At 41.1% G+C, this 13,045-nt stretch carries 11 protein-coding genes; 7 read left to right on the forward strand and 4 right to left on the reverse strand.

Features of this window, described 5'->3' with window-relative positions; all coding sequences use genetic code 11:
* Window position 1 precedes the first annotated feature (1 nt).
* A complete protein-coding gene (locus HDF25_RS08430) occupies window positions 2-649 on the forward strand; it encodes a hypothetical protein (RefSeq protein ID WP_184624306.1) in 648 nt (215 codons plus the stop codon).
* Between the two features lie 8 nt (window positions 650-657).
* On the opposite strand, the gene HDF25_RS08435 is transcribed toward HDF25_RS08430, so the two are convergent.
* Both HDF25_RS08435 and mfd read right to left on the reverse strand, forming a co-directional pair.
* On the reverse strand, window positions 658-870 hold the full coding sequence (locus tag HDF25_RS08435; RefSeq protein ID WP_184624307.1) for a DUF3820 family protein: 213 nt from the start codon (window positions 868-870) through the stop codon (window positions 658-660).
* A 10-nt stretch (window positions 871-880) separates the two neighbouring features.
* Window positions 881-4,222 carry a transcription-repair coupling factor gene (gene mfd / locus HDF25_RS08440; RefSeq protein WP_184624308.1) on the reverse strand — a complete coding sequence of 1,114 codons (3,342 nt, stop codon included), beginning with the start codon at window positions 4,220-4,222 and terminating at the stop codon, window positions 881-883.
* A gap of 51 nt (window positions 4,223-4,273) precedes the next feature.
* On the opposite strand from mfd, the gene HDF25_RS08445 reads away from it, so the two are divergent.
* The 3 genes from HDF25_RS08445 to HDF25_RS08455 are packed head-to-tail and all read left to right on the forward strand — an operon-like array spanning window position 4,274 to window position 6,076.
* A complete protein-coding gene (locus HDF25_RS08445; protein ID WP_184624309.1) occupies window positions 4,274-4,627 on the forward strand; it encodes a DUF2752 domain-containing protein in 354 nt (117 codons plus the stop codon).
* Window positions 4,620-4,982 carry a TM2 domain-containing protein gene (locus HDF25_RS08450; RefSeq protein ID WP_184624310.1) on the forward strand — a complete coding sequence of 121 codons (363 nt, stop codon included), beginning with the start codon at window positions 4,620-4,622 and terminating at the stop codon, window positions 4,980-4,982. The genes HDF25_RS08445 and HDF25_RS08450 overlap by 8 nt, the downstream gene beginning before the upstream one ends.
* Window positions 4,979-6,076 (forward strand): Nif3-like dinuclear metal center hexameric protein, encoded by a 1,098-nt coding sequence (locus HDF25_RS08455; RefSeq protein WP_184624311.1) that lies wholly within the window; start codon window positions 4,979-4,981, stop codon window positions 6,074-6,076. Before HDF25_RS08450 ends, HDF25_RS08455 begins: the two co-directional genes overlap by 4 nt.
* 142 nt (window positions 6,077-6,218) lie before the next feature.
* Here the strand turns inward: HDF25_RS08455 and HDF25_RS08460 are convergent, their stop codons facing one another.
* Complete coding sequence (locus tag HDF25_RS08460) at window positions 6,219-7,841, reverse strand: beta-N-acetylhexosaminidase (protein WP_184624312.1); 1,623 nt, start codon at window positions 7,839-7,841, stop codon at window positions 6,219-6,221.
* 22 nt (window positions 7,842-7,863) lie between these two features.
* Entirely contained in the window at window positions 7,864-10,296 is a 2,433-nt protein-coding gene (locus tag HDF25_RS08465; protein WP_184624313.1) for a phosphocholine-specific phospholipase C, read from the reverse strand.
* 208 nt (window positions 10,297-10,504) lie between these two features.
* On the opposite strand from HDF25_RS08465, the gene HDF25_RS08470 reads away from it, so the two are divergent.
* The 3 genes from HDF25_RS08470 to HDF25_RS08480 all read left to right on the forward strand — a co-directional run bounded on the left by HDF25_RS08470 (window position 10,505) and on the right by HDF25_RS08480 (window position 12,989).
* The gene (locus HDF25_RS08470; protein WP_184624314.1) at window positions 10,505-11,059 is read left to right on the forward strand and encodes an RNA polymerase sigma-70 factor; all 555 of its coding nucleotides are present in this window, start codon (window positions 10,505-10,507) and stop codon (window positions 11,057-11,059) included.
* Window positions 11,060-11,126: 67 nt separating this feature from the next.
* A complete protein-coding gene (locus tag HDF25_RS08475; RefSeq protein ID WP_184624315.1) occupies window positions 11,127-11,780 on the forward strand; it encodes a hypothetical protein in 654 nt (217 codons plus the stop codon).
* Window positions 11,781-11,789: 9 nt separating this feature from the next.
* Complete coding sequence (locus HDF25_RS08480; protein ID WP_184624316.1) at window positions 11,790-12,989, forward strand: hypothetical protein; 1,200 nt, start codon at window positions 11,790-11,792, stop codon at window positions 12,987-12,989.
* Window positions 12,990-13,045 lie beyond the last annotated feature (56 nt).

Raw genomic sequence — 13,045 nt, forward strand, 5'->3', positions numbered from 1 at the left:
GATGAGTAAGTTCTGTTATATAATTTTGGTGTTTATACTCGCTTTTTCGGCCTGTACGGAGCGGTCTGGTAAAGATGAAGGCAGTGCAGGATCTAGCGGTAAAGGAAATAATAAGTTCCGGAGCGGAACCCTGGCGGCTGACCAGAAGAAACTGATCATAGCTGAACTTAAACAAATGCAGGAGGCTTTTGGGGATAAGGATATCAACCTGATTGAAAAATATTTTAATTTTCCGCTGGCCGAAAGTACCTTGTCAATTTATGATCTCAATGAGGATTTTGACCAGGCCAGAAAAGCTAACGGGAATAAAATCAGCAAAGAACTGTTTATCAGAAACTTTAATGATATCTATGATTATTTCCAGATGGGAAGCTTTAATGACTTATTTAAGGCTGTTAAACTGGATGATTTAAAGCATAAAAATGAATTGAGCAGTGAAAATCATACAGAGGACGAAGGTTGTTATTCTTTATACCATCTCAAAATTGAAGGAGATACAGTAAAGTTACAATACGGAACAAATTCAGATCAGGCCTTCAGAGCAGCCCATCCCGATGAAGAGGAAGTTTGTAGTGAGTCTTCTTTTGAATGGACTTTTAAACTGGAAGGAAAACAGCTCCGTCTGGTCAGGGAGCTGACCGCCGGATAAAGGCTGTTCTACTTGTTTTTTAGCGGTTTCAGGAGATATTCCAAACCATTTAGCCTGATTTCATACATCGTACCGATCAGCTCCCCCAGTTTGCCTGGAGGAAGACCCTGATTATTGAACCAGATGAGGTATGATTCTGGTAAATCACAGATCTTTTTGTCTTTATACTTACCAAAAGGCATTTTAAAGGTAACCAGTTCGTTTAATATTTGTGGGTTCATCGGATAAGATTTATTGACCGGCCATTTCCAGCATTTGTATGGCCTCGTCTACGTTTTTAAGATCTTCAAAAGCAATACGCAGTGTGTTTTTAACCTCTTTCAGGTTACACATCCGTGGATGTTGCTGTGCAAATGACAGGATTTTATGGAATACCGGAGAATCAAAGAAATTAGATTGTTTGTCAGCAATAAAATAACCTCTTAAAACACCCTTTTTAAAACTTAATTTTTCAAATCCCAGCTTTTTAGCGGCCCATTGCAGCCTCAAAACATTCAACATGGTTTTCACAGGCTTCGGAATGGTACCAAAGCGGTCTTTTAACGACGTTTCAAAGGCGGTTAGCTGTATTTCGTTGTCCAGCTTAGAAAGTTCCGTATAGAGGTTGTAACGCTCTGTAATGTTAGTTACATAATCGTCAGGGATGTGTAACTCCAGATCCGTATCAATCTGAGTAAAAGTGACGAAAGGACGCTCTTTATCATCTTTGAATAAATCTTTAAACTCGTCTGACTTCAGTTCCTGTATAGCTTCATCGAGGATCTTATGGTACATCTCAAAACCAATTTCTGCAATAAACCCGCTTTGTTCTGCACCCAGAAGGTTCCCGCTCCCGCGAATATCCAGATCGCGCATCGCAATATTGAAACCACTACCCAGATCAGAAAATTCTTCAATCGCACTCAGCCGTTTCCTGGCTTCGGAAGTCAGGGTAGATAAGGGAGGGCTTAACAGATAACAAAATGCTTTTTTATTGGATCTGCCGACACGTCCGCGCATCTGGTGTAAATCACTCAGACCAAACATATGGGCATGATTGATAATGATCGTATTGGCATTCGGGATATCCAGTCCGGCTTCTATAATCGTAGTCGCTACCAAAACATCTTTTTCCCCATTGATAAAATCAAGCATGACATCTTCAAGCGCATCACCGTCCAGCTGGCCATGTGCGATACCAATACGGGCCTTGGGAACCAGGGTCTGGATCAGCCCACCCAGTTGTGGCAGGTCGTTAACGCGGTTATGAATAAAAAAGACCTGTCCGCCACGATCCAGTTCAAATTGTACAGCTTCCTGTATCAGTTTGTCGTTAAAAACATGTAATTCCGTATTTACCGGCTGACGATTGGGTGGAGGGGTGCTCATAATTGATAAATCCCTTGCACCCATTAATGAAAAATGAAGGGTTCTTGGTATTGGCGTGGCTGTAAGCGTTAAAGTGTCTACATTGACACGAAGTGCGCGTAGCTTTTCTTTGGCAGATACACCGAATTTTTGTTCTTCATCGATAATCATAATACCGAGAGACTTAAATTTCACATCCTTGCTCAGCAGGCGGTGAGTACCAATAATAATATCGATTTTACCCTCTTCTACCTGGGCAAGTGTTTCTTTAATTTGTTTATTGGTTTTAAAACGGTTGATATAATCTACCCTGCACGGAAATTCTTTCAGTCTGCCTGAAAAAGTTTTAAAATGTTGTAAGGCCAGAATAGTTGTCGGTACCAGGACCGCAGCCTGTTTTCCATTGGCTACAGCCTTAAAAGCAGCTCTGATAGCTATTTCTGTCTTTCCGAAACCTACATCTCCGCAAACCAGTCTGTCCATCGGATGTGGGGCTTCCATATCTTTTTTGACATCGGATGTTGCTTTTACCTGATCGGGCGTATCTTCATAAATAAATGAAGCTTCCAGTTCGGTCTCCAGATAGCTATCTGGATCAAATGCGGTACCTACCTGTGATTTTCTCAATGCATAGAGTTTGATCAGGTCCCGGGCAATGTCTTTAACTTTTTTTTTTGTGTTTTTTTTGAGTTTATCCCAGGCCTCTGTGCCCAGTTTATTCATTTTGGGTGGTGTCCCATCTTTTCCGCTATATTTTGCAATGCGGTTCAGTGAGTTGATATTTACGTACAGGAGGTCATTGTCGGCATAAACCAGACGGATCATTTCCTGCGTTTTACCATTGACTTCAACCTTTTCCAGTCCGGCATACTTCCCGATACCATGATCTATATGGGTGACAAAATCTCCCGGTTTCAGATCACGCAGGTCTTTCATGGTGATAGCCTGGCTGCGCTGGTACCCTCTTCTTAATTTGTACTTATAGAACCTGTCAAAGATTTGGTGATCAGTATAAAAGGCAATCTGCTGCTGCGGATCGATAAATCCTTCCCTTAACTGAATATTAACGGGGACGAATTTGGCAGTTTTATCAATATCATCGAGAATAGCATAAAGCCGTTCCGTCTGTTTTGGCGAAGAACTGGAGATAAAATTATGGATGCCGTTTTTTTCGTTTTCCTTTAAATTATGGATCAGCAGATTGAAATCTTTGTTGAATGATGGTTGCGGTTTGGTATCAAACAGAAATACATTGTCCGTTTTATAAAAAAACTGTTTTCCAAATTCTATCAGTGTGAAATCCTGAAGGATATCACCAATCATCCGTTCGTCAGAAAAAGCAAATTTAGGGTCAATCCAGTCCAGATTCTCCTGTTTTTCTTTTGCAGGCAGGGCTTTCCATAATTCGACAGCCTTTTTATAACCGGTTTTGATGACATCAAGGGTAAATTCTACGTCTTTAAACCAGAGCTGTGTGTCATTTTCGACATAGTCAAGCAGGTTAATATTGCTTTCAGTCAGATATTTGGATTGTACATTGGGAATAATAGTGAAGGTTTTGACATCCTCTACTGATAACTGACTGTCAATTTCGAAAGTTCTGATGCTTTCTACTTCATCTCCAAAAAACTCAATCCTGTAAGGAAGGTCATGTGAAAAAGAGAAAATATCCACGATACCGCCACGAATAGAAAACTGGCCAGGCTCATAGACGAAATCTGTCCGGTTAAAATCGTAATCAACCAGAAATTCGTTAATGAAATCTATGCCAAGTTTAACGCCCAGACTGATTTCAAGGGTGTTTTTTTCGAGAACAGCCCTGTTGATTACTTTTTCTGCCAGTGCTTCGGGATAGGTAACTACAATTTTTCCGTAAGTGGAATTGTGATTGAGTTCATTGAGTACTTCTGCCCTGGCCAATACATTTGCAGTATCCACCTGGGTAAAATCGAAGGCTTTACGGAAGGAAGAAGGAAAGATCAATACTTCTTTTTCAAGAATATTTTCCAGGTCTGCCATGAAATAAGCTGCTTCCTCCCTGTCAGGAAGAATAAATAACTGAGGTTTATGTAACAGAAAATAGGTTGTTACGGCAACTGTGGCATCAGCAGATCCCACTAAACCTTTTAATTGAAGTTTATTACCTTTACCCGAATTGAGGGTCTTTGCAAGCGCTTCGATACGCTCATCAGTTTTATATCTGTTGATCAGGTCACGGATGTTCACTTCGCAAAGATAATACTTATGATTTGCTAAAATGTAACAATGCAACCATTTATGACTCTAAAATTCAAAACCAGCCTGACCAATTGGTTGAGCCGTTTTCCACTGGAGCTGATCTGCTGGGTGACGGGTTTAACTTTACTGGCAGTAGCTGAACCACAGGGACATAGTAAGGTACATCATTTTACTTTTTGCCCTCTTGCTAACCTGGGACTGGACTGGTGTCCGGGCTGCGGACTGGGAAGATCCATTACGCAGTTGTTCCACGGGAATCTGGAGGAGAGTTTTCATCAGCACTGGCTTGGCCTGCCGGCTCTACTGATCATCTGTTTCAGAATTGTGAAACTTGGCCGTAACGAATGGAAAAAGAAAAAGAATTTAATTAGTAAGGAGAAATATTATGTATAACTCACCTTTTATGATGCTTCCGGGCATCACACCCGAAGAATTTTCTTACCTGCAATCGGTAACTACAGGGTTTAATGAACAGCAGCTTAATGGATTTTTGATGATATATCACAGTAAAAGAAGAAATCCTGACGATATGGTACTTTATTGTGTTTTAGGATTTTTTGTGCCGGGATTATCCAGATTTTTAGTGAATCAGATAGGGATGGGAATCCTTTACTTTTTCACCTACGGTTTATGTATGATCGGAACGATTATAGATTTGATCAATTACAAGAGCCTGGCCTTTGAGTTTAATCAGAAAATGGCCTTTGAAAGTTTGCAAATGGCGAAAATGGGGGCGATCAGACAATGAGATTAGCAGCAATTACAAAATATCTGGAGACCTATGCGCCCTTGAACTATCAGGAAGATTACGATAATTCAGGCTTGCTGACGGGGGATACAAATCAGGAAATAACCGGGGCCCTGGTTGCACTGGACTGTACAGAGGATATTGTAGATGAGGCTATCGCAAAAAATTGCAATCTCATTATTACACATCATCCGATTGTTTTTAAAGGCTTAAAAAAGCTGACAGGTAAAAATTATGTAGAACGCGTAATTATTAAGGCAATCCGGAACAATATCGCCCTGTATGCGATCCATACTAATCTGGATAGTGTGCAGAACGGAGTAAACGGGGTTATCTGTAAGCGTTTGGGTTTACAGCAATCCCGGACACTGGTACCCAAAGCAGGCGTTTTGAAAAAGCTGATTACTTTTTGTCCTGTAGCACATGCTGCACGGTTAAGAGAAGCTCTTTTCGCTGCCGGAGCCGGAGATATTGCAAATTACAGTGAATGCAGCTTTAATACTGAAGGTATAGGAACATTTAAAGCTTCGGCCGGTACACAGCCATTTGTAGGTCAGCAGGGAATACAGCATCAGGAACAGGAAGTAAGGATAGAAACCGTATTTCTTATTCAGGACGAGAGAAAAGTACTGCTTGCCTTGCTGGAAAATCATCCTTACGAGGAGATTGCCTATGATATTTATCCGTTGGAGAATAAATTAAACACGGTTGGTTCTGGTATGGTCGGATGGCTGGAAGAAGAAATGGACATGGTGGATTTTTTAAGATTTCTGAAGTCCAGAATGAATGTTACGGTAATCAGACATACCAGGGAGATTGGCAGAAAAATTAAAAAAGTAGCAGTTTGCGGTGGTTCAGGGAGCTTTTTACTGGGCAATGCCATTGCTGCAGGTGCGGATGCTTTTATTACTGCCGATTTCAAATATCATGAGTTTTTTGATGCAGATGGTAAACTGGTCATCGCAGATATCGGACATTTTGAAAGTGAGCAGTTTACTTCTGATCTGCTGACGGATTTGCTAAGGGCAAAATTTCCTGAACTGACTACGCATTTAACAGAACAAAAGACAAACCCAATTCATTACTTTATTTAACAGTTATCCTGGTCTTCTCCGGATACTGGTCGGGATGAGGCCAACATGAGGCCAACATTACCCCACGTTGAGGCCACGTTTTCCCTTAGGCAAAACGTGGCCTCATGCTACTTCTATCCTGGCTTAAAGATGGGGTTTTATACTATTTAGCCAGAGCGTCGTAATCGGCTGACTCGACCTGAATACCTTCGGCTTTCCAATGGTTTTCAATCAGTTTCATCGTGTTTTTGAAATAGGTGTAATCTTTGCGTGATAAATCAGTCCAGCCAACTTCTGCATAGGCAGCTAAACGCGGGTAAATCATAGCCTGCATAGATGCCTCTGTCGGAATAAATTCACCCCACATCTGGCAACCCAGACCTAATACATGTTTGTCATATTTAGGGTCCAGTCCTTCGGGAATAGGATTGAATTCGTAAGCTTTACGGATCGGAATTTCTTTATAATCGTAATCCAGATAAGTATAGATATGGTAGGAATTCACCACGTCGTAGCCCTTTGAAGCTGCATCGGTTACCATTTCTGTAGTTCCTTTCCAGAAATGAACAATAGTTCCCTGATCCAGCTTTTCTTTGGCTGCTGTTTCTTTATCGTCTGTAAATTCATGGACTTTACCTCCCATAATTTCGTTCCAGCCCATCATTCTGCGGCCTTTTGAAGCAATAAATTTTGAAATTTTATTGGTAAACCAGATTTGTACATCGGCTGGCGTTTTCAGATTTTCTTTAACCATTAGTGCTTTCACCTGGGGAGAAGCTTTCCATTGATCATATAAAACCTCATCTCCGCCAATATGGATTACTTTGGAAGGGAATAAAGCCATGACTTCGGTCAGGACGTCTTCCAGAAAGGTATATACCTTTGGATCAGCTACATTGTAAGTATCTTTAAACTTGCCGAAAGTAACTGGAACTTCTATCTTTTCACCGGTTGTTCCTAGCCAGGGATAAGATGCAATTGCTGCACTGGCATGACCGGGCATTTCAATTTCAGGAACGACAGTAATATGTCTTTCGGCTGCATACTGAACAATGTTTTTAATCTGTGCCTGAGTATAAAAGCCTTCATGTGGTTGTCCTTCGCGTTTTTCACTCCTCCAGGCAGTCTGTGAATCTTTACGTTTAGAACCAACTTTAGTTAATTCAGGATATTTTTTGATTTCAATTCTCCAGCCCTGATCGTCGGTCAGATGCCAGTGAAATACGTTCATTTTAAGCATGGCCATATCATCGAGCAGTTGTTTAACGGCTTTTTCTCCTTTAAAATGACGGCCTTCATCCAGCATTAAAGCTCTCCAGCTAAAACGGGGTTTATCCTTGATAGTCAGCAGGGGGATTTCCAATTTGTTATCGCCCTGATTGATTAACTGCAAAAGACTTTGCATACCATAAAATAATCCAGCTTTATCTGCTGCGGTTATTTTGATCCCTCCTGTGTTTACGATCAGCTGATAGCCTTCTTTCCCAAATTCAGGAAGCTGTTTAGCATCTACAAGCAGGGCGAGTTTATTTTTGCCCGTTGGTGATGCATTATTAACTGACAGGGTTAAACCAGCAGAGGTTTGCAGTTTTGTTTTTAAATAATCAGCTTCTGTCTTTAATTGTTTTGACGCGATTATTTGCGTGGATGCGTCCAGCCGGAAACTTCCTTTTTCCATTTGAATAGCTAAAGGACGCGGCGAGATCAATGGCTCGGTCTGCGCAGAGACAGGATAGTAACTGAGCAGCAGGCAGGCAGTTACCAGGATTAAAAAACGTTTTTTCATGTGGTTCTTTGGTTAAAGGGGGTTATTTAGCCATTAAAGGATCTGTATAGCTTTCTTTTGCATGTTCTACGTGGCCTGCAAATTGCTGGCTGAAGGCCGGATGTCCTTTTGCCGTAATGGTGAAATCATACCAGTGATGGCTACCAGTCAGATCAACAGGGATAAATTTTTCTTCTTCTTTTTCAGCGAGTAAAATATCAAGAGTTTTGGTCTGATAAGCATTATCTGTCAGTGTCAGTTTTATCAGTCCTTTTTTACCGGTGCGTTTAATATGCAGTAATACGTTTCCATTCAATTGATTGATCTTTCCTTTTTCATTCTGATAAACCAGCGCAATTGTAATTTCGGGATCGTGAGCATTCCCAGCAAATTGCCTGAAAAAGCCATTTATGCTATATACCTTCAGGTCATATTGCTGATTTCCGAAAGTGTCTAATGGCCATAAATAGCTGAGGGTATCTCCTGCTTCGGCGGTAAATGACCAGTTCCTGGTTTTTGCATAGACATTGAAACCAGCGCCGCTTGCTATTTTTCCAAAATACTTATTTCCGGCAGTGAAAGTAATTTTAAATTGGTTTTTAGCAGGATTTAAGCCTCCCTGAGCATAGATTTCATAAGGGATGGCGTTAGCAGGCTTAATTCCTTTTTCCTGCTCCGGAAGATGCTGGGAGCCTTTGGGATTTTTAATTACCGCAGCAATTTCCTGCTGGTCCAGTTTTTTGAAATTATCTGGTAGTTTAGCAAACTGGGCTTTATGTATACTCTCTATAAACGGCTTTTTCTCTATAGTTTTTGGGAGGGGTATTTTTTCACCATTATAAGGCCTGAAAACAGAAGTCAGGTCTCCGCATAAACTTCTTCGCCAGGAGGTCAGGTTTTCTTCATGGATCTTTTTGCCTGTTTTATGGCTTAAAAAATGTTCAAGGAACTGGATTGAAGAGGTATGGTCAAAGACCTGAGAGTTTACATAACCTCCTCTTGTCCATGGTGAAACAACCACCATAGGGACTCTGAAACCCAAACCTATCGAGCTTTCTCTTTTACTCTGTCCTTTCTGTACGAATTCGGCAGTTATATCCAGGTTTTTAGACACAATCCCGGTAGACGGATCTTTTGGATTAGGAGCGACGAAAGGAGGGATATGGTCAAAATAGCCGTCGTTCTCATCGTAGGTCAGGATGAAAATTGTTTTTTTCCATACCTCTGGGTTTTTGGTTAAAATATCTATGGCTTCTGACAGATACCAGGCACCATACCAGGGTGCGCCCGGATGATCAGAGAAATTACATGGGGCGACCAGCCAGGAAACAGCTGGTAGTTTACCAGTATCTACATCCGAACGGAACTGATGTAATACATCTCCTTTTGGAATTGCGGTAGTTCTTTCTTTGCCGTGGTCATCATAAGTGATGGATTCCAGCTGGTGGAAATCGGGGTCATTTCTGTTGGTTGTAAAGGCTCTGCGGTGTAGGTCCTGTTGTTCTTGGGTTAAAGATTCCAAAGGGTTATTTTCCAGGAAATCCAGGTCTTTTTCGATTGCATCCAGTGATTTCCGGAGTTTGGGATCAGGTTTTTCCTGAAGTTTACCAGTTAATTTAGCTTTTGCCTTTTTCAGCCAGGCTATGTATTCAGGATGTCTTTTTACATGATACTGTTTGAAAAATTCAATGGGATTGTCTGTGAAATTTCCCAGCCAGTCATCCTGTTCGCCTTCAAAACCTACCCCGACACTTAATTCATTCTGGTATATTCTCCAGTCTACGCCATTTGCGGATAATCGTTCCGGAAAGGTGCTCCAGCTTAAATTTTCTGAACCATCTATATCATCATTTGATAAATGGGCTTTGCTCTTCTCATTTTGTTCTTCTTTGATTTTCCCAGTCCAGAAGAAAGATCGGTTAGGGCTCGTCCCTGTCAGGGAAGAACAGAAGCTATGGTCACAAACCGTAAAAGCATCCGCCAGTGCGTAATAAAACGGGATATCTTCGCGGTTATAATAACCCATGGTCAATGGCATATCCGCATAGGCTTTATTGCCTGATTTTTTAGCTTCAAGCCAGCCATTAAAATCTCCGTTATTACGGGCATCTACCTGGTTTTCCCAGGAATGTGGTAAAGAATTCATCCAGGTAGCCCTGCTGTCTTTAAGATCGAGTCTGAAAGGAGCATAGGTCTCCCCTTTTTTATTACTTTGCAACCAGACAGGATAATCATTAGGCAAACGGATCGCCCTTGGATCGTTAAAACCACGTACTCCTTTTAAGGAGCCGAAAGCGTGATCAAAAGATCTGTTTTCCTGCATCAGGAAAACAATATGCTCTGCGTCAAGAAAGGTTGTGCCCAGCTCAGGATCAATGGCTAGTGCCCTTTGTATAGATCCCGGTAAAATTGATGAAAGACTCAGGGCTCCGGTTAATAAGGAGGCCTTTTTGATAAAATCTCTTCTGTTGTCCATGTCATCTAAAAGTCTTAAAAATAATTTAACAAACAAGCCGTCCAGGGGATTTAATATCGTTTTAAATAAAATCGTTACACGGTCTGCTTAATATTATTAGATTATAAATTATCGGGATAGCCGGTTAGGATAAATCATCTTCCTGAATTGCATCAGTTTTGAATGGTTCTAAATTATATTACCTTTGACACATCAAACAAAAAATATCGTGTCTGAACAATCCTCTGATAACAAAATCAACCTGTTTAGAATTGACGAAGAATCATTTCTTCATCTTTATGAATGCTACTGGAAGAAACTCTATCAGCTGGGCTATAAATATCTGGGCGATGTGTATCAGGCTGAAGGGCTTATACAGGAGGTCTTTACTTCTTTATGGCAACGCAGGGATAGTTTATTGCTGAACGAGGATACGATAGAAAATTATCTCGTCCGTGCCGTCCGTTTCCGGATCAGCCGGATCTATAGTGATGAAGTCCGGAAAGTGAAAAAGATGGACGAATTGCAGCAAAGACAGGCGGCTAAGGATAATAATCATACAGAGCAGGAAGTTCTTTACCGGTTTTTAAGGGAAGACGTAGATAAACTGGTCAGTAGTCTGCCTGAGCGATGTAAAATGGTTTATCTGCTGAGCAGGGAAAAAGGATTAAATAACCGGGAGATTGCAGTGAATCTGTTGATTTCAGAAAAAACCGTTGAAAATCAATTGACGAAAGCGCTAAAGGTTATCCGGAAAGGACTTGAAAAATATCCGTTGTCATAAATTTTTATTCAGGCTGACATAGGGGATAAAGGAGGATTATGATAATTATAATCAGCAGGCCAAGTATATGAATCCGGAATTATTAAAAAAATGTTTATCGGGCAATGCTTCTGAGGAAGAGCTGGAAATCTATTCAAAATGGATGGAAGGGGACGATGACGAATCGGATGCAGAAGATATTACTGCCGGAAATATTCCTTTGCAGGGTGAGGTCTGGGCCCGGATTAAGGCTCAGAATTTAAAGCACGATCATTCGCAACTCTATAAAAACCGGGTATTTAAGCTAGCTATTGCAGCAAGTTTGCTGGCTATATTTTATTTCTTTGGTTTTCAGCGGAATGAGCCAGCCGGCCATCAGCTGGTCTTTCGTTATGACCGGTCAAAGCCTTCACAGGAGAAAGAATTTGATGGATTACGTATCCGTCTTGGACAAAATGGCAAAGTAAAGCTGGCTCAGCAGGCAAATGAACCACTGGATATCAGTTTCTCGGGAAATATGATGCTAAGCAATACCACTTCCAGTGATAAGGAGATTCTTGTTGTGTCAAAAAGTACTGACGGACAGACCTGGTCTAAAAAACTGAATTTACGAAAAGGCCGTTCTTATTTGCTGGGCTATTATCTTTATAAAGCGGATGAACTGGTCGTGGCTGAGAATCGCAACCTGATGAATATGCCGCCTGCTCTGGCGATGAATATGAAGAGAGATTTTAACCTCTAACGAAGCTGAATGAGCCAATTTCAATCTGTAAATCTCAAATCTTTTTTTGACTTCAGAATTTTATTTATTTTAATTTTTCTGAATTCCTGTGCTGTTGATCACGTGGAAAATAACCATAAGTATGGGTTGATTGTTTATGATCAGCATCAGGATGCGGCTGTTTTTATGCCGGCTTCTTCATTATGGGATGGCAAACCGGTAGCCAAAGGAATTGATGTGCCGGGGATGACTATCGCTGTTTATGATCAGCATTATTTGTTGATGGACAGGAAAGATCAAAGTCTGCTGAAGTACAGGGCAACTCCGGAAGGGTTAGTCCTGGAAGGAACAATAGATATGAAGCCCTTTGCCTGGGAGCCTTATTCCAGTTGGGTCAATTGGGTCAATGAACATACTGTTTTAATGGGTAGTGTAGTCAATGAAAAGTTTCAATACATAGAAATTGAGCTGAAAGAGATGAAAGTACAACGTAGCGGAACTTTAGCCGTTCCCCTGGCTCCAAAAGGGCTGAATTATACAGGAATCTTTGCTAAGCTGCTAAATAACCGACTTTTCGTGTTTTATACCTTTCAGAAAGGCTTTATGCGTGAGCATGTCAACCCTCCTGATGATGCAGTGCATACAAGTATATTCAGTTATCCGGAACTGCAGATGCAAAATAGTTTTGAAGATAAAAGAACCACCTGGCCCGGAAGTTACAATGGATGGAGTTCAAATTCAGTCCTGTTGAATGACACAATTTATGTGTTGGGACAACCTGGTGGCAGGACAGGTAATCACCCTGTTGCCCCATCAGCTGTTTTAAGGCTGAATAAAGGGGCAAATGCATTTGATCCAAATTACTTGTTTAAGCTGGGAAGTCATGGCGCTCAGGAGGCTTATACGCTTTTTAATCTCGGACACGGTCTGGCATTGACAAAGATTGTGGAGTCTGCCAGGATCAGCCGGTTTGATGATTATCTGACAAAAAGGATAGCACGGTATGAACTACTGGATCTCCGCAGGCAGAAAAGAACCACATTAGCCACACCGGCAATCTTTCTGGATTTTAATATGGATGTCAGTGCCGATGAAAATTTTGCTTATTTGTCGGTATATCAACAAAATGATAAAACTCAGCTCTGGATCTATGATCTCCGCTCGGGAGTTCTTAAACGTGGTATACAAGTGGATGGCAGGGTAATGCGCATCGATAAGTTAAGCGATTAAAATCTTTATTTCATTTTATTTAAAATTATTCTAAATAGATGTAGGGGTAAAACCCG

The sequence above is a fragment of the Pedobacter cryoconitis genome (genome assembly GCF_014207135.1).
Classification (GTDB): domain Bacteria; phylum Bacteroidota; class Bacteroidia; order Sphingobacteriales; family Sphingobacteriaceae; genus Pedobacter; species Pedobacter cryoconitis_D.

Coding starts and splice junctions, on each gene's coding strand:
- HDF25_RS08450 (WP_184624310.1), top strand. CDS start 4,620: ATGTATAACTCACCTTTTATGATGCTTCCGGGCATCACACCCGAAGAA.
- HDF25_RS08465 (WP_184624313.1), bottom strand. CDS start 10,296: ATGGACAACAGAAGAGATTTTATCAAAAAGGCCTCCTTATTAACCGGA.
- HDF25_RS08480 (WP_184624316.1), top strand. CDS start 11,790: ATGAGCCAATTTCAATCTGTAAATCTCAAATCTTTTTTTGACTTCAGA.
- HDF25_RS08435 (WP_184624307.1), bottom strand. CDS start 870: ATGAACCCACAAATATTAAACGAACTGGTTACCTTTAAAATGCCTTTT.
- HDF25_RS08475 (WP_184624315.1), top strand. CDS start 11,127: ATGAATCCGGAATTATTAAAAAAATGTTTATCGGGCAATGCTTCTGAG.
- HDF25_RS08445 (WP_184624309.1), top strand. CDS start 4,274: ATGACTCTAAAATTCAAAACCAGCCTGACCAATTGGTTGAGCCGTTTT.
- HDF25_RS08460 (WP_184624312.1), bottom strand. CDS start 7,841: ATGAAAAAACGTTTTTTAATCCTGGTAACTGCCTGCCTGCTGCTCAGT.
- HDF25_RS08430 (WP_184624306.1), top strand. CDS start 2: ATGAGTAAGTTCTGTTATATAATTTTGGTGTTTATACTCGCTTTTTCG.
- HDF25_RS08455 (WP_184624311.1), top strand. CDS start 4,979: ATGAGATTAGCAGCAATTACAAAATATCTGGAGACCTATGCGCCCTTG.